The following is a 21,718-nucleotide window of genomic DNA, read 5'->3' as shown; positions in this document are numbered from 1 at the left end:
CGGAAACTCCGTCTGCCCGCCCGTGGCCGCGGCTGTAGTGAGGGCGAATTGTGGGCAGTTGATGGAGAGGGAGAAAGATAGATGAAAGATCGCACCCTAACAACGGAGGCCGCCGTCGGCAGCACTCGGTGGGTATCAAGTTTCCTTGGCATGTCACCCGAAGCCTTCCGAAATCGACGTAAAAACCTCGAGTCGGAAGGCTTCCCCCGACCCGACCCCATCTTGAAACTTTACATCAAAGCCGATGTGAAGGCCTGGATCGAAAATCGACGCAGCATCGCCCCAGAAAATCTGGTCGTTTCCAGCGCCAAAAAGAAAAACATAAACTTCGGCGCACTTTAGGCCAACTTTTTACACTGAATGGAGGAGTTCCCAAGTGACCTACAAAGATGCTCTTTGGGACGGAACAGATCCGACTTATGCTCCGGGCGCCGTAAAATCTCAGAAATGGTGGTATTGGAAACCTAGCACAAAGTTCCGAAAAATGGGATATCCCAAAACCTCGGTTCGACTGTCCGGCGTGGAGGGGGATGGACTAGAGCTGGATCGCGCGCGAGAAGCACGAAAACTCACTCGCGAGATGCTGGCCTATTTCGGGGTAGATACGGAAAAGCACGACATTGGGTCTTGGAGTTGGCTCATCGATCGCTATAAGACGGATAAACATAGCCCGTTTCAAAACGTGAAGGCCAACACACGTGAAAGCTATCTGATCTACGCGGACAAACTGGACCGCGCGATCGGAAAAATCCAGATTGCAAATACCAACTACGAACTACTCTGCAATCTCCGCGACGGCATGGCCGAAAAGGGTCGTAGCACCGCCTACATTAAAAAAATTTTTACACACCTGCGAATCGTAGTGAATTACGGCGCCTTGATCGAGCACAACCCAGCGATCAAGGTAGCTAGCATATTAGCACATATGAGAATCCAGTCGCCACCAAGGAAGACCACAGCGCCAACCCGTGAACAGATCAGGGCTGTAGTCGACTATGCGGACGCCCAGGGGCTTTTTGCCTTCGCGACCGGCCTGCTCTTCCAGTGGGTGTTTTGCCTACGGGCCGTCGATGTCAGGGGACATTGGCTCGACTGCAACGCCAATGCCGAAGGCATAGTACGTGAGGTCGAGAGAAACCGAAGGACACGCCACTTGCCGCAACGCCACGAGCGTTGGCAGGATGGACTGACGTGGGACATGTTCGATGACGGACTGACCGGATTTAGGAAAACCGTATCAAAAACAAGCCGTTCCATGCCTGAACCTCTATGGTTTGATCTAACCCACGCGGAGGAGTTGAGAAGCCGCCTGCGCATCCTCTCCACGAGAGGCCGCGTAGGACCCGTCATCATCGGTGAACGGACCAACATGCCCTACACCCGCGACGGCTGGACACAGGCTTTCATTCGCTGCCGTAGGGCCTCTGGAGTTCCAGAAAGCGTCAAGATGATGGACACCCGCGCCGGCGGTATAAGCGAGGCTGGGACCCTAGGCCTAGACCCTATGATCCTGCGCGATGCAGCGGGCCATCAGAACGTAACCACGACGGATCGATATGTCAGGAATCGAGAGCAGAATATTGCCAAGGTAGTACAGATGCGGAACGCACCTAGGTCAGTCTGACACAACCATGAGACAACCCACTTTCAGGTCACAACAAAAGATCGGTTTAAGCACCTGATTTTATGGTACCGCCTCCCCGGTTTGAACGGGGGACCTCTGGATCCACAATCCAGCGCTCTAACCAACTGAGCTAAGGCGGCACGTGAGGGGCGTTTACCCAGCCCCGCCCGCGAATGCAAGAGGGCTTTGGCGCAAAAATTCACCCCGTCGTCCGCCCCACCGCCGTGACCGGAGACTCGCTGGGCCTTGGCATGGATCCCGGCGTTTCAGCCGTCGAAAACAGAAACGCCACCTTCGGGAGAGCATCCGAAGGTGGCGCTGGACAAGATCCGGAGGGCCGGACGTCATGCCTGTGTTGTGACTGACACCCCGAGGAAGAGGTGGCTTTGTCTGGAGGGTGGCCAATGTGGCCGAAGTTGAATTTTGTATCACATCTAAATGTGTCAAAAATGTGTTCGACGCCGCGAAAAAGACACGCTACGGCACCGTATCCGCCCTAAAGCCGCTCCCGCGCCCCCCTTGCCAAAGCGCCTGCGCCGCGGTAACGACCTTGGGTTCTTTTCCGGAGCTTGGATTTCATGGGTATCGACACCGAACGCGACATCGAAGCGAATCTGCAGATCGGTCCGACCGACCAGGGCATGGTGCGCCTGTTCATCGACGCCGGCAGCCTGGAAATTCCGATGGATTTCGAACCCGAAGAGGCCATCGAGATCGCAGAGGAAATCCGCGCCGCCGCCCAGGCCGCGCAGCAGGCCGGCGGCAAGAAGCGCCGCTGACCGATCCAGACCCGCGCTGCCCCGGCTCCGCCGGGGCCTAGACGCGCGGGTCGCGCAGTGCCTGCAGGCGCCGGGCCGCGTCGCGCGCAAACTTGCGCGAGATCACCTTGCGCCGGGCCGCCGCCAGCTTCTGCTCATCGGGCATCCGCAGGATCTCTCCGCCGTAGGCATCGGCGATGATCAGCCCGCTCTCTTCCGGCAGTAGCTCTACCGGGAAATCCTGATCGACGGCCCAGAAGAATCGATCGCACCAGTCCAGGTAGCCCTGCCACTTGCTGTCCGACAGGTAGTCGGCGCGGCTGCTCTTGCATTCGACCACCCAGATCTCCCCCTTGGGGCCGAGGCCCATCACGTCCACCCGCTTGCCGCGTTCGGGCACGAACTCCTCCAGCGGGGCGAAGTCATGGCCCTTCAGCAGGCGGCAGACGCCACGGGCGATAAGCTGACCGGGTTGCGGGGCGGCAGGATCGGGGGAAAGGGACGTCACGGGCATGCCGACATTCTGAACATTCCATGAACATGCGCAAGCCCCTTTGGTTTGCGCCGCCCCGCGCCCTATCTGGAACGGGACGGTGCCCGCAGGGGGTGCTGGCGAACCCTCGGAGATCCGCTTGACCGAACCGACGAAGGACACCCGGGCCACACGGCCCGATCCCCGCGCCCGCATGGTGCATGAACTGGAAGGCCACCTGGGCTTTCTCGATACCTTCACCGGCGCCGCGCTGGGTGTGCTGGCCGTCGCCTCAGGCATCTACACCTACCTCGGTGTGCAATCCCTGCTGGACGGGGACGGCGCGATGCAGGCCTTTGCCGCCATCGCCTATTCCGTCGCCGTCTCGACGGGCATCTTCGTCTTCTGGTCCTACCTGATGCGCCTTTTCCCCGCGATGCGCACCGCGCGGTCGCGCGCCGGGTTGATGGGGGCTCTCGGCCTGGGGTCCCTGGCGATTGTCGCCATGTCGTCCTGGCTGAACGCTGCGGCGCTGGCGGGCGGCGCTGCGGTCGAACAGCACCTGGCGGAAACGGTGCAGGACTACCAGGCGGCCCTGGAACGCGCCAACGAGAACGCCCTGGCGGCCCAGGGTCTGGAACGTGACGTAGCCCGCGTCCAGCAGAGCTTTGCTGACCTGTCCGAACAGGAGGCCTCGGGCGGGCTGTCGGGCCTTGCCGGGCGCGGTGCGGTCTTCCGCGTGCTGCGGCAGAAATCGGAAGAGCTGTCGGCGCTGCAACAGCAGATCGCGGCCCAGTCACCGCTGGTCGACGGGGCCTTCGCCGAGGGCAATGCGATCCTCAGCCGGATGCGCGCGCTGACCGTGGAACCCGGACCGGTGGAAACCCGCGCGGTGGAGTTTTCGGAGCAGGCCGTGCAGCTGGCGGGTCTGATCGCCCGGTTGCGGCAGCTGTCGGTGGCGCCACTGGTGGAACGCGCGGCGCAGGACCTGACCGCCTCGGTCGTTCTGCCCGAACTGGACGGCGGGACCGAGGCCAACCGCAGTGCCCAAGGCACCACCATCGCATCGGTGCTCGACGTGCTGGCACAGCGCGCCGCGACGCTGGAAACCGCCGCCTCCGAGGTCACTTCCCTGCCCGGCCCCCAGGAGATCACCTATACGCCGCTGTCACCCGCCGACGCGGTGATCCGCTACGCGGGAAACTTCGTGCCCTCCTGGGCCGGCGCCATCGCCATCGACCTGCTGCCCGCCGTTCTGGTGCTGATCCTGACGGTCACCCATACCGCGATCCGGTCAGGCCGCGAGGCGGTGCCGATCGAGGACCGCATGACCGTGTCCGAACTGCGCGCCGCCCTGGCCGCCGCGCGGGACGTGGACGTGGCTCTGGCGCATGGCCGGGCCGAGCTGCCGGACGCCCCGGCCCGCGCCAGCCCTGACACGACGACCGTCCCGGACGGGAAAGGCGAGGCATGAGCGACGATCCCTCCGCCCGCCCGCTTCGGCGCGCGCTGACGGCGGCGCTCGGGCTGCAGGTGTTGCTGGCGCTGCTGCTCTTCGCGGGCGACCTTGGCCGCGACTTCTCCCTGCCGACGCGCGGCCCCGCGGCCCCGGACCTGGATCAGCCCACCACCCCGGGCGATCAGACCCGCCGCTATGATCCCGCGACGCGCCCCGCGGGCCCCGGCGTCGCGCCCTCGGGCTCGATGCCCGAACGGCTGGTGCTGACCGAAAGTGACGGCGCCTGGAGCCTCAGCGGGCAGATCGCCCCGGGGGATGGCGAGCGGATCATTCGGCAGATCGAGGCCCGCGGCGACGGTGCGCCACAGGTCATCCGCCTGGACAGCCCCGGCGGGTCGGTGACCGACGCGCTGGAGTTGGGCCGCGCGATCCGTGAGGCCGGGTTGAACACCGACATGGAAAGCGGGGCCATCTGCCTCTCCGCCTGCCCCTATGTCCTGGCTGCCGGCACGGAGCGGAGCGCCGACGAGGACGCCCGCATCGGCGTCCACCAGCACTATTTCGGCGAAAACACCCTACTGCCCGCTTTCACTGCCGTGTCGGACATCCAGCGCGGCCAAGGCCTGGTGATGCGTTACCTCGACGAGATGGGGATCGACCTGCGGTTGATGGAGCCCGCGCTGATGACGCCCCCCAAGGAAATCTATCTGCTGACGCGGGAGGAACTGCGCGATTTCAATCTGCTGACGACGGCAGAATGACGACAGCAGCCCGCGCGGCTGAAGGCGAATTTACGCAAAATGCCGACGGCCCCCTTGCCGCGCGCCGGTGAAGGGCCTACCTCAGGCCTCGGCGGGTGCTGCCCTTCTCGTGAACGAGTACATTCCGGTGGCCTTAAGCAACTCCGAGGGAGCTGGCTCTGTCCGGGCCGTGGTCCGGTTACCTGGCGCCCACCTGATAATCAGGTCCTCGGGAATGCGTCACTCAAACGGTTGCGTGCGGGCCCGCCACTTTTCCCTTCAACAGGAACGACTTGAGCCGATCAGCGGCGCGACTTGGCCGTTGCCTCGACGCGCACCGGCTGCGCCAGGATCGGCAGGCGGGTGCCGCCCTTCGGCCCATCGTCCTTTTCCGCCATGCGCATGATCGAGATCGCGAACTGCACCCCGGCAAAGACGATGCCGTTGGAGAAGAAGATCAGGAAAGCGCCCAGAAGACCGTCGGAGGATCCCAGAACCAGCCGCTGCAGGCCCATCACGTCGAAATAGACCAGCCCGGCTGTGAACAGCGCCGAGATGCCGAAACCGATGAGGCACTGGGTGATGTAAAGACGAATGAGCTTGGGCATGGGAGAGCTCCTGCAGCTGTCTGCGCTGAACCTATCCTACAGCAAAACGCCCCGCTTGTCAGGGTTTCCCGCCGGGACAGGCTGTCGCAGCGCGATCACACCCCGGCGGGGACGAAGTCGTAGTGCAGGCGCAGCAGGTCCACGCGGTCCCCGTTCCGGGTCTGCCAGAAGTCGGGGAGGACCTCCTCACGCCCGAACCCCAACCGCCGGTAGAGGGCAAGGGCGCGGGAATTGTCGGGCACCACATGCAGCCAGAAAGACGCCCGCCCCTCGGCCCGCAGCACCTCCAGCAAGGCCGACAGCGCGCGCGTACCAGTGCCCCGGCCGCGCGTCAGGACCGCGAATTCCTCAAGTTTGGGACGGTCGCCGTCACAGCCCGAAAGATAGGCAAAGGCCGCCAGACTGCCGTCGATGTCGAAGGCCAGAAGGCGGCGGGCGCCATCCGGCGCGCAGGCCTCCGCCAGCGCCTCGGGCGTCACGGCGCCCAGCACGTCGAAAAAGGCGGGATCGGTCAGAACGGCAGAGATGGCCGGCAGATCGTCGGCCCGGGCCGGGCGCCAGCACGCGGGCCGCGAGGCGGTTTCGGGGGACGGGCCTGTCACCTCAGAAGGCCTCCGGCTTGGCCTCGCGCGCCATGTGGTCCAGCACGGCATTGACGAACTTCGACTCCTTCCCTTCCGGGAAGAAGGCCTTGGCCACATCGACATATTCCACGATCACCACCCTGGGCGGCGCCTCGCCTTCCAGCATCTCGGCCCCGGCGGCGCGGAACAGCGCGCGCAGGGTCGGGTCAATACGGGCAATGGGCCACTTGGCGACCAGCGCCCGGTCGGTCATCTGGTCGATCTTCACCTGCCAGTTGACCGCATCGCGCAGGGTCTTGCGGAACAGGTCCACGTCGCCGTCGAGATACTCCGCCTCTTCGTATTCCGCGCCGAAGCGGTGATCCTCGAACTCGACGATCACCTTCTCGACGGACATCCCCGCCAGTTCCATCTGGTAGAGCGCCTGGACGGCATAAAGACGCGAGGCGGAGCGCATCTTCCGCTTCTGGTTGCCCGAAGGGGGCACGGCCGGGGTCGGGGTGTCGTCACTCATCTGGGGTGCGTCTTCTTTGCTGGGTCCGGGCGGTCGTTTTCAACCGGCGCGGGCGGGGTCATCGGCAGCCGGGAGGAATCCCACCCCGGCTTTCGGAGCGCCCCATTTGCGCGAAAGCGACAGAAGATGCAAGGCCGCAGCGGCCGCACCGCCGCCCTTGTTCTGTTCGGCCACCCGGGCGCGGGCCAGGGCCTGGTCGCGATTCTCGACCGTCAGGATGCCGTTGCCGATGCACAACCCCTGCAGGCCCAGCAGGGTCAGCCCGCGCGAGCTGTCGTTGCAGACGGTCTCGTAATGGGTGGTCTCGCCGCGGATGACACAGCCCAGGGCGACGAATGCGTCATACTCGGCCATGCGGCCGGCCATGGCGATGGCCGTTGGCACCTCCAGCGCGCCGGGCACCTCGATCAGGTCATGGGTCGCGCCCCAGGCCTCGATCTCGGCGCGGGCGCCGGCGATCAGCTCATCCGCGATGTCCTTGTAGTAGGGCGCCACGACGATCAGCACCTTGGCAGGCTTGGTCATCTCGCCGCGCGGCAGGGTGTAATGCTGTTCGGAACCGGCCATGGGGTTACTCCTCGATCCGGCGGGTGCCGGTGATTTCAAGGCCGTAGGCATCCAGGCCCACGACATTGGGCTGCGCGTGGTTGGTCAGCAGCACCAGTTTCGACAGCCCGAGCGAGGTCAGGATCTGCGCACCCAGACCATACTGGCGCAGGGTCTGCGGCGACACCGCCTCGCCCCCCTCCAGCTTCATCTGCAGGTCGCGCAGCAGGACGACGACGCCGCGCCCCTCTTCGCCGATCAGCTTCATCGCGGTGCGGAACTCGTCCGAGCGCCCCGCGGCGCCCAGGCCGGCCACGTCGCGCAGCGGGTCCAGCGCGTGCATCCGCACCAGCACCGGCGCGTCGCCCGAGATGTCGCCCTTGATCATCACGATATGCTCGGCGCCCTGGGTCTCGTCGGTGTAGATCTTCAGCTGCCACTCGCCACCGAACTCCGACTGCACGTTCTCCTCCTTGGAGACGCGCACCAGGTTGTCGTGGCGGCGGCGGTAGGCGATCAGGTCGGAGATCGTGCCGATCTTCAGCCCGTGGCGCTGCGCGAAGCCGATCAGCTCCGGCAGGCGCGACATCGAGCCGTCCTCATTCATGATCTCGCAGATCACGCCCGAGGGGTTCAGGCCCGCCAGGCGCGACACGTCCACGGCGGCCTCGGTATGGCCGGCGCGGACCAGAACACCCCCCTCGCGGGCACGCAGCGGGAAGACATGGCCCGGGGTCGCGATGTCCTGCGGGCCCTTGCCCGCGTCGATCGCCACGGCCACGGTGCGGGCGCGGTCATGGGCGGAGATGCCGGTGGATACGCCTTCGCGCGCCTCGATGGAGACGGTGAAGTTGGTCTCGTGCCGGGACGAGTTCTGCGACGACATCAGCGGCAGGCCCAGATCATCGACGCGCTCGCCGGTCAGAGACAGGCAGATCAGCCCGCGCCCGTGGGTCGCCATGAAGTTGATCGCCTCGGGCGTCGCCATCTGTGCGGGGATCACCAGATCGCCCTCGTTCTCGCGGTCCTCGTGGTCGACGAGGATGAACATGCGGCCGTTGCGGGCGTCCTCGATGATCTCCTCGATGGAGGAGATGGCATCGGACCAGCTTTCCTCGACGGGGCCCTTGTTCTCGAATGCGGCGCTCTCGGACATGGCACGCTCCTTGTTACTCGTGCTGGCCTTACCGCAGGGGCGGACGAAAGGCCAGTCACAGACGACGTTCCGCAGCGCAGGAACGTCCCTTGCCCGCATTTTCCGGCCCGAAATCGACAAGCTGGCGCGGGGGCTGCGGCGCCGGGGGCAGGACCGGGGCGGACGCCGCCGGCTTTGCCCGCGAAACGGGCAGCGCGCCTCAGCCGAACAGCGCCTCGGCGGGCAGGCTGCCGGCAAGGCCGCCCGCGGTCACCCAGTCGCGTTCCAGGCCAAGCGCGGTGATCGCCACCAGCCCCGCCGCCGGCAGGCGCCCCTGCGCCCGGGCCAGCGCCGCGCGAATCTCGGGCCAGCTGCCCAGCAGGGGCGGCGCGGCAAAGGCCAGGTCGAGCCCCGCCACCCGGTCCATAAGCACAGCCGGCGAGAGCGGCGGATGCGCCAGGCCCACGCGCAGCACATGGCGCATCGCCATCAGCCGCTCCGCCACCGAAGCAGGCGGCGGCGCGCTGTTGGACTGGACGCCAAGCGCGTTGGAGGAGATCAGGTAGCCCGCGATGTCACGCCCCGAGGTGGCACGGATGGCGCTGTAGTCGGAGTAGCTGAGCCCCAGCTCCTTCGCCCGGGCGATGCGGGACCGGTGGATGGCCATCGGCAACTTCGCCTCGGCCCGGCTGGCCTGGGCGCGGGCCCACATATGGGCGCGGAACCGGCGGCCCGCCTCCATCGAGGGGCCCTGATTGTGGCCGATGACGGCCCGGGGATTGCCCCCGCCGGTCAGGCCTCGAACTCCTGCAGGCGGGCGACGTAGCGGGCCATGGTATCGACCTCAAGGTTGATCCGGTCGCCCTCTGCGGCGCGGCCCCAGGTCGTCACCTGCTTGGTGTGCGGGATCATGTTGATGCCGAAGCGGGCGCCGTCCACCTCGTTCACCGTGAAGGAGGTGCCGTTCAGCGCGACCGAGCCCTTGGGCGCGATGAAGCGCGCCAGCGCGGCCGGAGCCTCGAAGACCGCGCGGGTGCTGTCGCCCTCGTCGGTCAGTGAGACCAGCGTGGCCACCCCGTCGACATGCCCCGACACGATATGCCCCCCCAGCTCGTCGCCCACCTTCAGGGCGCGTTCCAGGTTCACCACCCGTCCCTCGGCCCAGATATCGAGGTTGGTCTTCGACAGGGTTTCCGCCGAGACGTCGACGTCGAACCAGTCGGGGCCCATCTCCACCACGGTCAGGCAGACGCCGTCGCAGGAGATCGAAGCGCCCAGGTCGACGGTTCCCATGTCATAGGCGCAGCCGATGCGCGCCTTCAGGTCGCCGCCATGGGTCAACGCGCGGATCTCGCCCTGGTCGGTGATGATGCCGGTGAACATGGCCGGGCCTCCTGCTGGTCGTCGCGCCCGGGGTCCGGGAAAGGGGACCGGAGCGCCTCATGTTGCCACGGGCGTAGCGCGCCGCGTGCGCCCCCGCAAGAGGCAGAGGCCCGGTCGCCCCGTCCAGCCCCCCGTTCTGCCCGCGAAATGACAAGACCCCGGCAGCATTGTCATGCTAGGGCCTTCGGTGTGCCGGGGCAGATACCCCCGGACGGCCAGAGACGGGTCACATTTCTGCCGGTTTGACGCGGCAAGCCTGCTGGCACAGACTGCACGGCGGCGCCGGAGGGACACCGCGCCGCTTTCGGGGAAACGAGATGACGGACAAGACACCGGACGAGCGGGTCTTCCTGTTCCTGCAGGGCCCCCATGGCCCCTTCTTCCACCAGCTGGCCGGCGCGCTGCGCCGCGCGGGCGGCACCTGCTGGCGCGTGGGCTTCAACGCCGGCGATGCCGCCTTCTGGCCCGACCGCGCCAGCTACATTCCCTTCCGCGACAGATCCGAGGCCTGGCCTGACCGGTTCGCCGCGCTCTGCGACGAAAAGGGCGTGACCGACCTGGTGCTTTACGGCGATGTGCGCCCGATCCACGCCCAGGCCGTGGCCGCCGCCAAGGTGCGGGGCCTGCGGGTGCATGTCTTCGAGGAAGGCTACATGCGCCCCTACTGGGTCACCTATGAACGCGACGGATCGAACGGCAATTCGCGGCTGATGCGCCTCGGGGTCGAGGACATGCGGCGAATGCTGGCCCTGTCGGACATGGACGCCCCCCTGCCCCCGGCAGTCTGGGGCGACATGCGCCAGCACATGTTCTACGGCGCGCTCTACCACTGGTTCGTGCTGTGCACCAATCGCCGCTACCGCCAGTTCCGCCCCCATCGGGAGATCGGGGTAAGCCGGGAATTCCAGCTCTATCTCAAACGGTTGCTGAGCCTGCCGGTCACGGCCGCAAGGCGCGCCCTTGCCTCCCGCCGCATCCGGCGCGGGGGCTTTCCCTACCATGTCGTGCTGCTGCAACTGGCGCATGACAGCTCCTTCCAGGCGCATTCGCCCTTCACCGGCATGACGGATTTCCTGGGCGTGGTGATGCGCGGCTTCGCCGAAGGGGCGCCGCGCCACCACCACCTGGTATTCAAGGCGCATCCGCTGGAAGACGGCCGCGCCCCCCTGAGGCGTGAGATCGAGCGGCTGGCGCGCGAGACCGGCCTGGCGGACCGCGTGCACTACGTGCGCGGCGGCAAGCTGGCCCGCCTTCTGGCCGATACCCGCAGCGCCGTTACCGTGAATTCCACCGCCGGGCAGCAGGTGCTTTATCGAGGCATCCCGCTGAAGACCTTTGGCGCGGCGGTCTATGACAAGCCCGAGTTCGTCTCCACCCAGCCGCTGGCGGACTTCTTCGCCGGCGCCACCCGCCCCGACCGGCGTGCCTACCAGGACTACCGCCGCTTCCTGCTGGAGACGAGCCAGGTCGCGGGCGGCTTCTACTCCGCCGCCGGGCGGCGCCAGCTGATGCGCCAGGTGGTCGACATGATGCTGGCCGAGGAAGACCCCTACGATGCCCTGGCCCAGGGGACCGCGGCGCCGCGGCAACAGTTGCGCGCCGTGCCCTGAGACATACGCAGGAGGCTGGCTTTTGCCCCCAAGCTCCTGTAACCTGAGAATAATGAGGCAGATCCGCCGACGGATCCGGGGCCAGCCCGGGCAGATCGCGGCAAGACAAACGCGCGGCGCAAGACGCGACGACAACAACGACCGGACACAGGTCGAGGAGACGAGCAGTGAACCCCAAAGCTACCCGATGGGCGAAGTCCGTCGCGATGGTCGCGACGATCCTGGCGGTCTCTTCCTGTGACGTGCTGCCGCGCAGCGGTCCGACCAAGCGGGAAATCTACGCCGGGTCCGTCCAGCGCGAGGGCGATGCCTTCGTCATCGCGGTCAATGACCGGGTAACCCGCGCCACCGCCGTCATCCCCGCCTTGGGCTTCAGCGACAGTTTCCGCAACGCAGGCGCCGTGGCCGCCGACGTGATCCGCCCCGGCGACACCCTGTCGCTGACCATCTGGGAAAACGTCGACGAGGGGCTGCTGGCCAGCGAAGGCGTGAATTTCACCTCGCTCGACTCCGTGCAGGTGGACGGCGCGGGCTTCATCTTCGTGCCCTACGCGGGCCGTATCCGGGCCGCCGGCAACAGCCCCGAGGCGATCCGGCGGATCATCACCGAGAAACTTCAGGACCAGACCCCCGACCCGCAGGTCGAGGTCCGCCGCGAGGCCGGCGACGGGGCGACCGTGACGCTGATCGGCGCGATTGCCGGCACCGGCGTCTACCCGATCGAACGCCCCACCCTGCGCCTGTCGGGCATGCTGGCCGCCGCCGGTGGCGTGGCCGTGGCGCCCGAAAGCGCGCAGATCACCGTGATCCGCGGCAACCAGCGATCGACCATCTGGTTCCAGGATCTGTTCGACGATCCGCGCTACGACATCGCCCTGCGCAACGGCGACCGCATCCTGATCGAGGAAGACACACGCTCCTTCACCGTGCTGGGTGCCACCGGCGCGCAGTCGGTCATCGATTTCGAAAGCCAGACCCTGTCGGGGATCGAGGCCATCGCCCAGGCGGGCGGGCTTCAGGCCAATGCGGCCGACCCCACCGGCGTCTTCGTCTTCCGCAACGAGGCGGAGGAAGTGGCCGCCCAGGTGCTGGGTCGGAACGACCTGATCGGGGCGCAGCGCATGGTCTATGTGCTGGACCTGACGCAACCCAACGGCATGTTCATGGCGCGCGACTTCCTGATCCGCGACGGCGATCTGCTCTATGTCACCGAGGCCCCGTTCACCCAGTGGGACAAGACGATCGCGGCGCTCACCGGTTCGCTGGGATCGGTCAACGCCCTGAGCACCCTGGCAGGCCAGTAACCGCATGACGCCGACCGGCCGCCTTTCGTCGTCTGAGCAACACGGGGCGGAGGCAGAGCGGAACCAGGCAGATGACGCTGCGGCAGCCCCGATGCCGGAGACGCTGGCCGAGACCGACAAGCTGAAGCTGCATGTCTACAACGCGGGCTTCCTGCGCCAGCCGCGCCTGCGCCGCATCCTCGACCTTGCAGGCTATCGCATCGCCCCCCTGGGCCGGCCGGAGCCGGAGGGTCTGGTCGGGGTCTGGGGCCATTCCCCCTATGCCCGCCGGGGCGAGGCCGTGGCAGAGCGCACGGGCGCGCAGCTTGTGCGGATCGAGGATGGCTTCCTGCGCTCCCTGCATCCCGCGCGCACGGGGCGCGAGCCCCCCCTCAGCCTGACCATCGACCGCCTGGCCAGCCATTTCGACGGCAGCGCGCCGTCGGAACTGGAACGGCTGCTGAAACGCCATCCGCTGGACGACAGCCACCTGCTGGCCCGGTCGCGCGGACTGATCGCGCGGATGCGCGAGGCGCATCTGTCAAAATACGCCGCCACCGACCCCGCCCTGCCCCTGCCCGCGCCGGGCTACGTGCTGGTCGTCGACCAGCTGCGCGGCGATGCCTCGGTCCGCCTCGGGGGCGCCGACGCGAACACCTTCCGCGAGATGCTCTACTGGGCGCAGGAGGAACACCCCGGCGCCCGCATCGTCATCAAGACCCATCCCGAGACAGCCCAGGGCCGCCGCCCGGGGTACTACGGCCAACAGGACGTGGCGACGGCGCCCGAGGGCAAGATCACCCTGCTGGACGCCCCGGTAAGCCCCTGGGCGCTGATGGAAGGCGCGGTGGCGGTCTATACCGTCAGTTCGCAACTGGGGTTCGAGGCGATCCTGGCGGGCCACCGTCCCCGTGTCTTCGGTCAGCCCTTCTATGCCGGCTGGGGGTTGAGCGACGATCGCCACCCCCTTCCCCACGGCCCCTCCCGCCGGGGCCGCAGCCTGACGCGCGCGCAGCTGGCGACCGGGGCGCTACTGCTCTACCCCTACTGGTATGACCCGCACCACGATCGCCTGTGCGAGGCCGAAGAGGCCGCCGAGGCCCTGGCTGCCCGCGCGCGCGCCTGGCGCGAGGACCGCGCGGGCTGGCGTGCCGACAATATCCGGCTGTGGAAACGCGGCCATTTCCAGGCCTTCTTCGGCCAGCAGAAACGGATGCGGTTTTCGCCCGGGAACGGGCCGCAGAAGCGGATGACCTGGGGTCCCGCAACCCGCGGTGCGACGGGCGTCGAGGACGGCTTCCTGCGCTCGCGCGGGCTGGGGGCGGACCTGGTGCCGCCGCTGTCGCTCTGCCTCGACGATCTGGGCATGTACTACGACCCATGCCGCGAAAGCCGTCTGGAACGGCTGATCGAGGCGCGCGCCAACCTGCGCCCCGATCAGGCGTTGCGGGCGGAACGCCTGATTGCCGAGCTGCGCGCGGCCGGCCTGTCGAAATATAACCTCGGTGAACCGACGGACCTGCCGGAGCTGCCAAAACGACGTCCCGGTCAGCGCATCCTGCTGGTGCCGGGCCAGGTCGAAGATGACGCCTCGGTCCGGCTGGGCGGCGGGGCGGTCACCCGCAACCTCGACCTGCTGGCCGCCGCCCGCCAGGTGGAACCGGGAGCGCTGATCCTCTACAAGCCGCACCCCGACGTGCAACGCGGGCTGCGCCCCGGCGCCCTGACCGAGGCCGAGGCGCGGCGCTATGCCGATAGGGTGGTGACCGAGACCGATCCCGCCGCCCTGCTGGCGGGCGTGGATGCAGTCTGGACCATGACATCGCTGATGGGGTTCGAGGCGCTGCTGCGCGGGGTCGAGGTCTTCTGCACCGGCCTGCCCTTCTACGCCGGCTGGGGCCTGACCCGCGACGTCGATCACCTGTCGCGCCGCCGGATGCGGGTCCCGCTGGAAGGCCTGGTGCATGCCACCCTGATCGACTATCCGCGTTATTTCGATCCGGTGACGGGCCAGCCCTGCACGGTAGAGGTGGCGGTCTCCCGCCTGCGGGAGGGCAAGGTGCCGCCGCGCGCGCGGCACCTGCGGCTTCTGGCCAAGGCGCAAGGCGCGCTGGCCTCCCAAGCATGGCTCTGGCGTTAGAGGCGGCTCAGCCGGCGGTCGGACGCGCCCAGCGGGTCAACACATCGGAGCCCAGGGCGCGCATCTCGACCAGGGTCAGCCGGGGCGCCTCAGCCAGCCGATCGACGCCCAGGGCGCCGATTCCGGGACGGCCCTCGGCCCCCAGAAGCATCCCGGCGGACATCACGATCAGCTCATCCACCAGGTCCGCCGCCAGAAGCGTGGCGGCCAATGCGCCACCGCCCTCGCAGAAGACCCGCGTCAGCCCGGCCGCACCAAGCTCCTGCAGGACCGAGGAAATATCCAGCTGCCGGCCCGCAAGATCACAGGAAAACAGCCGCGCGCCCAGGCCCTGCCAGGCCTCGACCAGCGCCGGATCGGCATCACGGCCATGGCAGATCCAGACCGGCACCTCCTTCGCGGTACGGGCCAAGTTGCCCATCAGGGGAAGGTCCAGGCGACGGGAGACCACGACGCGCACCGGCTGATGATCCATACCGAGGTCGCGCACGGTCAGCGTGGGGTCGTCGATGCGGGCCGTGCCCGCCCCCACCATCACCGCGTCGTGGCGCGCGCGCAGGGCATGCACCTCGCGCCGGGCGGCGGGGCCGGTGATCCACTGGCTTTCGCCGGTGGCCGTAGCGATACGCCCGTCCAGCGTCAGCGCCATCTTCAGGGTGACCAGCGGCCGCCCCTGCGCACGATTGAAGAAGAAGCCCGCGTGATCGGACAGCGCCTGCTCGGCCAAGAGACCGGTCGTCACCTCGACGCCGGCGTCGCGCAGCATGGAAAAGCCACGTCCGTCGACGTTCGGGTCGATGTCGGCAATGGGTGCCACCACGCGGGCCACGCCCGCCGCGACCAGCGCCTCGGCACAGGGGGGCGTGCGGCCATGATGGGCGCAAGGCTCGAGCGAGACATAGGCGGTGGCGCCGCGCGCGTCCTCACCGGCCTGATCCAGCGCCGCGCGCTCCGCATGGGGCCGCCCGCCCGGCTGCGTCCAGCCGCGGCCAAGGATGCGACCGTCCTTCACGATGACACAACCCACGGCCGGATTGGGCCAGGTACGGCCCTGCCCCCGCCGGCCCAGCGACAGGGCCAGCGCCAGATAGCGGACGTCCTCGGGACGGGTCATCACTCGTCTTTGGGCAGGTTCGGGCGCAGCTCGCTGACGAACTTGTCGAAGTCGTCAGCGGCCTGGAAATTCTTGTAGACGGAGGCGAAGCGCACGTAGGCGACGGTGTCGATGCGCGCCAGGGCTTCCATCACGATCTCGCCGATGACCTTGGACGGGATATCGGTCTCGCCCATGCTTTCCAGCCGGCGCACGATGCCCGAGATCATCTGGTCGATGCGTTCCTGCTCAACAGGCCGCTTCTGCATCGAGATGCGGATCGAGCGTTCCAGCTTGTCACGGTCGAAATCCTCGCGACGGCCATTGGTCTTGATGACCACCAGGTCGCGCAATTGCACGCGTTCGTAGGTGGTGAACCGGCCCCCGCAGGACGGGCAGAAGCGCCGGCGACGGATCGCGGCATGGTCTTCCGCCGGGCGGGAATCCTTCACCTGGGTATCGACATTGCCGCAGAACGGACAGCGCATCGCACGTTGCTCCCTATCGCGCGCCCAGATATGGGCGCGTTTCGATCTTATCCACAGGCACTATAGGGGGTCTACTGAGGATTGGGTAGGGGCCATTTCGCGCCGCTAGATATGCTGCGAATTTGCCACGCTGCCCGGCGCTTAGGCGGTAAAGCTCGCGTCGGGCTGCGCCTGGCGCAGCTAGGCCCGCGGGTCACGGCCCGAGCGTGCTAGCCTGGTGGCGGAACGTGGAAGCTGTGCCGCCCCCGGCCGGAATGTTTCGAGGCATAGAGCGCGGCATCGGCGTCCGCCAGCATCTGGTCCGCCCGCGGGGCGTCATAGGCGGAGGACAGCGTGGTGCCCATGGAACAGGAAATCCGGCAGACCGCCCCCTCGAAGGTGACGGGCTGTTCCAGCCGGGCCAGCAGCCGCGCCGCGATTTCCTCGATCCGGCTGCGTTTCGTCAGGTTGTGGAACAGCAAGACGAACTCATCCCCGCCGATGCGCGCCACGGTGTCGCCGGCGCGGGTTTCATCCAGCATCAGCCGGGCCACGTGTTGCAGCACGTAGTCGCCGGCGGCATGGCCGTGGCCGTCGTTGACCTGCTTGAACCAGTCCAGATCCAGGTGCATCAGCGAGAAATCCTGCCCCGTGCGGATCAGCCGGGCCAGGACGTGATCCAGAGCGCGGCGGTTCTTCAGCCCGGTCAGCGTATCGGTGAAGGCCTGTTCCTCCGCCGCGATCTTCGCCCCTTGAAGCCGCAGGTTAAGGGTGCGCGACGCCTCCATCGCCAGGGTCTTCGCCTCAATCAGGTAGAGCATCTCGATCGTCAGGTCGGTGGGGGCGAAATCGCCCGAATGCAGGGTGTAGGTCTGGATCCCGTCGAGGATCGAGATCCCGAAGGAGAAGGTGACGACAGCCCCGGCCCGCCCGGCCTCGTCCGGCAAGAGCGGCGCCAGCACCGCCTTCAGCGCCGTGCGCGGGGCATCGCGCAGCCGCAGGTGCAGCTTGATCCCGGCCGAGGCCAGCAGCGCCGCCATGCTGTCCACGGCCCGCGGGCGCGACAGCTCGAACAGTTCAAGGAACCTCTGACCGGCCATCGGCACGTCGGGGCGCAGCTTCTGCATCGTGGGGCCGGCGTGGCTCACGTGGCCGGTGGCATCCAGCACCAGGTGCATCGGCGCCAGGATATCCAGCGCGCCTTGCGGCATCGGCGGCAGGGGATGCGCCGCCTGGCCGATCAGCACGGGGCCGGTCCCGTCAGCGATCCCTGCGCTTGGCGCATCCCGGGGCAGGTCCGCCGCCTCCGCATCTGCGCGCCCTCTCACCGCGCCCGCCGCACCTTCCGCCGACTGGCAGAGGCCGGGCGACAGCGCGGCATCACGGTCTGGTCGCGAAAGGCTCATCCGGCGCGCGCCCCAAGGTCAAAGGCCCGACCCTCGGCGAAGGCGGATTCAACCAGTGTCACCTCGATCACCTCCTCCTGCTGGTGATGGCCCGCGTGGTCCAGCATCACCAGCGCACCATAGTCATCGGCCATGGCCCGCAGGATACCGACCAGAACATGGGCAAAGCCCGGCGGATGGGCCGAACAGGTGATGCGATAGCGGTTGCCCGACAGCTGCCGCAGCTCCATCTGCGGCAGATCCAGATCAGAGACGGCCAGCCGCGTGCGATCCGGCAGCTCGTCCAGCGAATGCAGGAAATCCTCGTACCCCACGCCGGCAAAGCGCAGCAGGCGACGCAGCCCCTCGTTATGGGGATGGGACACCAGGTAGGTTCCCAGATCCTCCAGCAGGGTCGCGCGAGACTTGGCCAGCCGCGCCTCTGCCGCGTCCAGTACCCGGAAGGTCAGCGCGTCCTCATATGTCAGCATCGCCTCGAACTCCGCCACAGGCAGATCGGCGGCGGCCACGACATCCCCCCACAGCGCGGCCCCATAGGTGTCGCGCAGGAAACATTGCAGCGATCTGTTGATCAATCCGTGCATCACCGGCCCGTCGTCCTTTGCCGCAGCATCGCGCGGGAGGTTTAAGAACGGGTCAACGGCGGCCCGCCCAAGCGCGGCCCGCGGGCCGGAACCGCTGGCCCTCGGCCGCCGAACGCCATAGGGTCGGCCCAAATGAGCAAAGGGGTTTTCATGCCGACCGACACCAAGCCGCCCCTCCTGGCGGTGCTGATCGACGCAGACAATATCTCGGCCAAGTACGCCGAGGCGATGTTCGAGGAGATCACCACGCTGGGCGAGGCCAGCATCCGACGGATCTACGGCGATTTCTCCGGCGGTGGCCCCCAGGGCTGGAGCAAGGACAAGCTGGCCAACCTGGCCATCGTGCCCTTCCAGCAGTTCGCCAACACCACCGGCAAGAACGCCAGCGACATCTCCCTGGTGATCGACGCGATGGACATCCTGCATTCGGGCCGTTTCGACGGCTTCGTCCTGATCTCCTCGGACAGCGATTTCACCCGCCTGGCCAGCCGGATCCGCGAACAGGGTCTGGATGTCTTCGGCATGGGCATGCGCAAGACGCCGGCGGCCTTCGTGAAGGCCTGCAAGCGGTTCATCTACGTCGAGAACCTGCTGCCCGACACCGGCAAGGCCGACACGGCGAAGAAGGAACGCAGCGGCCGTTCCGGCACGGCGGCCAAGGAGGACACGAAGGAGGCACAGACGCCCGCCAGCGTGTCCGAGGCGCCGGCGGAGACCGAGGATCCGACGAAGCTTATCATCCGCGCCATGGATGCGATCAATCAGGATGACGATTGGTACCTGCTGGGCCAGATCGGCCAGTACATCACCGCCGCCAAACCCGATTTCGACACCCGCAGCTACGGCAAGCGCAAGCTGAGCGATCTGGTGAAGTCCCTGCCGCTGTTCGAGACGCGCCGCGGCGAGGGCAACCAGGTCGAAGTGCGCCGCCTGGACTGAGCGTCCGGCGGGCGGGCCCGATGCGCCCCGCCCGCCCTGCGGCGCGATGCCTCGCTGCCCAGCTCGCGCGCGTAACGCGCCTCTCCGCCGATCGGTTCCCGCTGATGCGCAGGTTCTCGCCTGTCGCGGTCGCCCCCTCTTGGCCTTCACCTGATCTTCACGCAAAAGCGACTGACCCGCCGGCCACCGGACCGGCACGAGCCAGCTACACCAGAGATCAACTCGGGGACAAACCGTGCGCTTCACGACACCGCGACGCCTTGTGGCGCTGCTTGGCCTGATGGCCACCACCGCCTGCACCCAGATGCCGCAGGAGGAAACACCGGGGATCCACCCGCAACGCCTGTCCTTCGCCATGGAAGAGGTCGATGCGCTGAAAAGCCGGGGCGCCCGCGTCTGGTGCGTGCCATTCGCGCGCAACCTCTCGGGCGTGGAGATCCGCGGCAATGCCCGCACCTGGTGGCCCCAGGCCCAGGAGGCCTACCCCGTCAGCAAGGCCCCCGAAGTCGGCGCCGTCATGGCCTTCAGCGCGACGAACTCGATGCCCCTGGGCCACGTCGCCGTCGTCTCCGCCAAGCAGGGCGACCGCCGCCTGCTGATCGACCACGCCAACTGGCACCGCAACGAGGTGTCGCTGGGCATGGCCGTCATCGATGTCTCTGAGGCCAACGACTGGTCCCGCGTGCGCGTGGAAACCAACCCCGGCGCCTTCGGCTCCGTCTACCCGGTCGAAGGGTTCATCCTGCCCGGCGCCTGATCGCGCCGCGCCATACGCCTCCAGCCGTCCAGAATCGGATAGTCGTGCTTCAGCGGCGAGGTGGAGTTGATGTTGGTATAGGGTTGGGGGGCTGCGGTCATGGCACCCTCCCTTGGCTCTGCCCCAGAGAAGCGCGCACAAACAGCGGCTTACGCGCGGGGAAACGACACCACCCGTCCTTTTTGTCACATGCGCCGGTACCGCGCGGTCAGCCCGCGCGGGCCAGCCAGTCGGGCAGATGACCAATGTCGGGCAGGACGACATCCGCATGGGGCGCCAGCTCTTCCCGCGGTGCCAGGCCGGTCAGCACGGCGATGCAGGTCATGCCCGCTGCGCGGCCAGCGAGCATGTCGTGGGTGCTGTCCCCCACCATGCCGATCTGATCGGGCGCCAACCCGGTCTGGCGGGCGAAGGCCAGCAGCGGTGCCGCGTCGGGTTTCGCCCCGTGCCCGGAATCAAACCCGGCCAGGAAGGGGAAGAAGCCGTCGATCCCGGCCGCGCGCAGCTGGCGACGGGCGGAAAACTCGGCATCGTTGGTCATCACGCCCAGGTGCAGCCCGCGCGCCTCGCTCAGCTCCCGCAGCAGTGGCGCCAGTGGCGCGGCCGGCACCAAGGGCGCCTGGGCGGCGGTCTCAGCCAGGCAGCGTTCGACCCCGGCCAGGTCACGCCCCGGCAATTGCGTCAGCAGCAGCTCCGCCGCCTCGCGGTTGGTGCCCGCGATGACCGGGCTGTCGCGGTGGAATTCCCCCCGATCCAGGTCGAAACGCAGCGCGTCGGCCAGCGCCCGGGCGCGGGTGGCATCCCCACCGGACAGATCCGCGATCACGTCCCGGGCCCAGCTGTTCCAGGTCCCGCCGAAGTCGAAGAGCGTTCCGTCCTTGTCGAAGATCAATCCCCTGAGCATGCTGTCCTTTCTCTGTCTCGCCGCCGCTGGCCATGGCGCGCAAGCTGCGCGATCGCGCAAGCGGGCACAAGGGCCGGCAGCCCCCAAGGCACAGGTTTCGAGGAGGCGGGCGGCCGGAACGTCCCGGGGCAATGCTTGACTTTCCTCCGCTGCTCAGTCTCATGACCCCATGGAGAGTGAGACCCCCCCTTACCGGCTGCATGACTCCCTGGGCTACTGGCTGTCGGTGACGGCCCGGCTGCAGGAACGTCGCCTGGACGAGAAGCTGCGCGAGATCGGCCTGACCCGGATCACCTGGTGCCTTCTGCTGGGGGTGGCCAACGAAGGGCTGACGCAGCCCTCGGAGCTGGCCGAGTTCGTCGGCATCGACCGCACCGCCACCTCGCGCGCGTTGCGGCAGCTGGAACAGGCCGGCCTGCTGTCGCGCAGCTCGGGCACCGGGGACCGGCGCACCCGACAGATCCACCTCACCGATGAGGGCTACGAGGCGGTGCGCATCGGCACGCCCTTCGCCCGCGCCAACGGCGATGTCATGGCCGCACGCCTGGGCGAGGCCGAAACCGTCGAACTGCGCCGCCTGCTGCGCAAGCTGGCCGAGGGCGAAGAGGCGCAGTTGAGCCACCTGTAAGACCCCAGGCGACCCGCGTCCGCCACGCCCCGGGTACGCGGCCCCTTGCCGATAGCGCGGGGCGCACTCGGCGCGATCTTGCCA

At 67.5% G+C, this 21,718-nt stretch carries 24 protein-coding genes, 1 tRNA gene and 1 pseudogene; 11 read left to right on the top strand and 15 right to left on the bottom strand.

The genetic code is table 11. The features are described from left to right. Positions 1 to 81 precede the first annotated feature (81 nt). Positions 82 to 342: a hypothetical protein gene (locus CVM50_RS04280; RefSeq protein WP_085885954.1), complete on the top strand. Its 261-nt coding sequence runs from the start codon at positions 82 to 84 to the stop codon at positions 340 to 342. Positions 343 to 376: 34 nt separating this feature from the next. Beyond that, the gene (locus CVM50_RS04275) at positions 377 to 1,624 is read left to right on the top strand and encodes a site-specific integrase (protein WP_143515539.1); all 1,248 of its coding nucleotides are present in this window, start codon (positions 377 to 379) and stop codon (positions 1,622 to 1,624) included. Between the two features lie 63 nt (positions 1,625 to 1,687). Here CVM50_RS04275 and CVM50_RS04270 read toward each other — a convergent pair. Then, positions 1,688 to 1,764, bottom strand: a tRNA-His gene (locus CVM50_RS04270). A gap of 438 nt (positions 1,765 to 2,202) precedes the next feature. Between CVM50_RS04270 and CVM50_RS04265 the strand changes: the two genes are divergently transcribed. Beyond that, positions 2,203 to 2,403, top strand: a complete 201-nt coding sequence (locus CVM50_RS04265) for a DUF6324 family protein (protein WP_085885956.1) — start codon at positions 2,203 to 2,205, stop codon at positions 2,401 to 2,403. Positions 2,404 to 2,440: 37 nt separating this feature from the next. Here CVM50_RS04265 and CVM50_RS04260 read toward each other — a convergent pair whose 3' ends face one another. Then, positions 2,441 to 2,896, bottom strand: a complete 456-nt coding sequence (locus CVM50_RS04260) for an MmcB family DNA repair protein (RefSeq protein ID WP_085885957.1) — start codon at positions 2,894 to 2,896, stop codon at positions 2,441 to 2,443. Between the two features lie 172 nt (positions 2,897 to 3,068). Between CVM50_RS04260 and CVM50_RS04255 the strand changes: the two genes are divergently transcribed. Continuing rightward, positions 3,069 to 4,328 carry a hypothetical protein gene (locus tag CVM50_RS04255; protein ID WP_085885958.1) on the top strand — a complete coding sequence of 420 codons (1,260 nt, stop codon included), beginning with the start codon at positions 3,069 to 3,071 and terminating at the stop codon, positions 4,326 to 4,328. Next, a complete protein-coding gene (locus CVM50_RS04250) occupies positions 4,325 to 5,074 on the top strand; it encodes a COG3904 family protein (RefSeq protein ID WP_085885959.1) in 750 nt (249 codons plus the stop codon). The genes CVM50_RS04255 and CVM50_RS04250 overlap by 4 nt, the downstream gene beginning before the upstream one ends. 281 nt (positions 5,075 to 5,355) lie before the next feature. Here the strand turns inward: CVM50_RS04250 and CVM50_RS04245 are convergent, their stop codons facing one another. From CVM50_RS04245 to CVM50_RS04215, 7 genes are all read right to left on the bottom strand, one after another. Next, entirely contained in the window at positions 5,356 to 5,661 is a 306-nt protein-coding gene (locus CVM50_RS04245) for a hypothetical protein (RefSeq protein WP_085885960.1), read from the bottom strand. A gap of 95 nt (positions 5,662 to 5,756) precedes the next feature. Further along, entirely contained in the window at positions 5,757 to 6,263 is a 507-nt protein-coding gene (locus tag CVM50_RS04240; protein WP_085885961.1) for a GNAT family N-acetyltransferase, read from the bottom strand. A gap of 1 nt (position 6,264) precedes the next feature. Beyond that, positions 6,265 to 6,759: a transcription antitermination factor NusB gene (gene nusB, locus CVM50_RS04235; protein ID WP_085885962.1), complete on the bottom strand. Its 495-nt coding sequence runs from the start codon at positions 6,757 to 6,759 to the stop codon at positions 6,265 to 6,267. Between the two features lie 39 nt (positions 6,760 to 6,798). Then, complete coding sequence (locus CVM50_RS04230) at positions 6,799 to 7,326, bottom strand: 6,7-dimethyl-8-ribityllumazine synthase (RefSeq protein WP_085885963.1); 528 nt, start codon at positions 7,324 to 7,326, stop codon at positions 6,799 to 6,801. A gap of 4 nt (positions 7,327 to 7,330) precedes the next feature. Beyond that, a complete protein-coding gene (ribB, locus tag CVM50_RS04225) occupies positions 7,331 to 8,461 on the bottom strand; it encodes a 3,4-dihydroxy-2-butanone-4-phosphate synthase (protein WP_085885964.1) in 1,131 nt (376 codons plus the stop codon). A gap of 199 nt (positions 8,462 to 8,660) precedes the next feature. Further along, complete coding sequence (locus CVM50_RS04220) at positions 8,661 to 9,182, bottom strand: hypothetical protein (RefSeq protein WP_085885965.1); 522 nt, start codon at positions 9,180 to 9,182, stop codon at positions 8,661 to 8,663. A 50-nt stretch (positions 9,183 to 9,232) separates the two neighbouring features. Continuing rightward, a complete protein-coding gene (locus CVM50_RS04215) occupies positions 9,233 to 9,823 on the bottom strand; it encodes a riboflavin synthase (RefSeq protein ID WP_085885966.1) in 591 nt (196 codons plus the stop codon). 317 nt (positions 9,824 to 10,140) lie between these two features. Between CVM50_RS04215 and CVM50_RS04210 the strand changes: the two genes are divergently transcribed. The 3 genes from CVM50_RS04210 to CVM50_RS04200 all read left to right on the top strand — a co-directional run bounded on the left by CVM50_RS04210 (position 10,141) and on the right by CVM50_RS04200 (position 14,856). Next, positions 10,141 to 11,433 (top strand): capsule biosynthesis protein, encoded by a 1,293-nt coding sequence (locus CVM50_RS04210; RefSeq protein WP_085885967.1) that lies wholly within the window; start codon positions 10,141 to 10,143, stop codon positions 11,431 to 11,433. 206 nt (positions 11,434 to 11,639) lie between these two features. Further along, on the top strand, positions 11,640 to 12,737 hold the full coding sequence (locus CVM50_RS04205) for a polysaccharide biosynthesis/export family protein (protein ID WP_085885968.1): 1,098 nt from the start codon (positions 11,640 to 11,642) through the stop codon (positions 12,735 to 12,737). Positions 12,738 to 12,828: 91 nt separating this feature from the next. Continuing rightward, a complete protein-coding gene (locus tag CVM50_RS04200; protein ID WP_085885969.1) occupies positions 12,829 to 14,856 on the top strand; it encodes a capsular polysaccharide biosynthesis protein in 2,028 nt (675 codons plus the stop codon). 7 nt (positions 14,857 to 14,863) lie between these two features. On the opposite strand, the gene ribD is transcribed toward CVM50_RS04200, so the two are convergent. From ribD to CVM50_RS04180, 4 genes are all read right to left on the bottom strand, one after another. Continuing rightward, the gene (ribD, locus tag CVM50_RS04195; RefSeq protein ID WP_085885970.1) at positions 14,864 to 15,970 is read right to left on the bottom strand and encodes a bifunctional diaminohydroxyphosphoribosylaminopyrimidine deaminase/5-amino-6-(5-phosphoribosylamino)uracil reductase RibD; all 1,107 of its coding nucleotides are present in this window, start codon (positions 15,968 to 15,970) and stop codon (positions 14,864 to 14,866) included. Next, positions 15,970 to 16,437: a transcriptional regulator NrdR gene (nrdR, locus tag CVM50_RS04190; RefSeq protein WP_085885971.1), complete on the bottom strand. Its 468-nt coding sequence runs from the start codon at positions 16,435 to 16,437 to the stop codon at positions 15,970 to 15,972. The genes ribD and nrdR overlap by 1 nt, the downstream gene beginning before the upstream one ends. A gap of 209 nt (positions 16,438 to 16,646) precedes the next feature. Further along, positions 16,647 to 17,627, bottom strand: a complete 981-nt coding sequence (locus CVM50_RS04185) for a GGDEF domain-containing protein (RefSeq protein WP_085886602.1) — start codon at positions 17,625 to 17,627, stop codon at positions 16,647 to 16,649. Between the two features lie 191 nt (positions 17,628 to 17,818). Continuing rightward, entirely contained in the window at positions 17,819 to 18,406 is a 588-nt protein-coding gene (locus CVM50_RS04180; protein ID WP_085885972.1) for a heme NO-binding domain-containing protein, read from the bottom strand. A 150-nt stretch (positions 18,407 to 18,556) separates the two neighbouring features. Between CVM50_RS04180 and CVM50_RS04175 the strand changes: the two genes are divergently transcribed. Continuing rightward, complete coding sequence (locus CVM50_RS04175; protein ID WP_085885973.1) at positions 18,557 to 19,345, top strand: NYN domain-containing protein; 789 nt, start codon at positions 18,557 to 18,559, stop codon at positions 19,343 to 19,345. 280 nt (positions 19,346 to 19,625) lie between these two features. Continuing rightward, a complete protein-coding gene (locus CVM50_RS04170) occupies positions 19,626 to 20,102 on the top strand; it encodes a CHAP domain-containing protein (protein WP_085886603.1) in 477 nt (158 codons plus the stop codon). Here the strand turns inward: CVM50_RS04170 and CVM50_RS21270 are convergent. Together CVM50_RS21270 and CVM50_RS04165 are read right to left on the bottom strand one after the other, a co-directional pair. Further along, positions 20,099 to 20,197, bottom strand: a pseudogene (locus CVM50_RS21270) (hypothetical protein); the annotation flags it as partial. The gene CVM50_RS04170 and the pseudogene CVM50_RS21270 overlap by 4 nt on opposite strands. A 113-nt stretch (positions 20,198 to 20,310) precedes the next feature. Continuing rightward, positions 20,311 to 21,006: an HAD family hydrolase gene (locus tag CVM50_RS04165; protein WP_085885974.1), complete on the bottom strand. Its 696-nt coding sequence runs from the start codon at positions 21,004 to 21,006 to the stop codon at positions 20,311 to 20,313. A 169-nt stretch (positions 21,007 to 21,175) separates the two neighbouring features. Between CVM50_RS04165 and CVM50_RS04160 the strand changes: the two genes are divergently transcribed. Then, entirely contained in the window at positions 21,176 to 21,634 is a 459-nt protein-coding gene (locus CVM50_RS04160) for a MarR family winged helix-turn-helix transcriptional regulator (protein ID WP_085885975.1), read from the top strand. The last annotated feature ends 84 nt before the right edge of the window (positions 21,635 to 21,718 follow it).

It is taken from the genome of Pseudooceanicola marinus (assembly GCF_002786295.1).
Lineage (GTDB): Bacteria > Pseudomonadota > Alphaproteobacteria > Rhodobacterales > Rhodobacteraceae > Pseudooceanicola > Pseudooceanicola marinus.
Note: the sequence above shows the minus strand (reverse complement) of the source record. Positions and strands in the feature narration are given on the sequence as shown.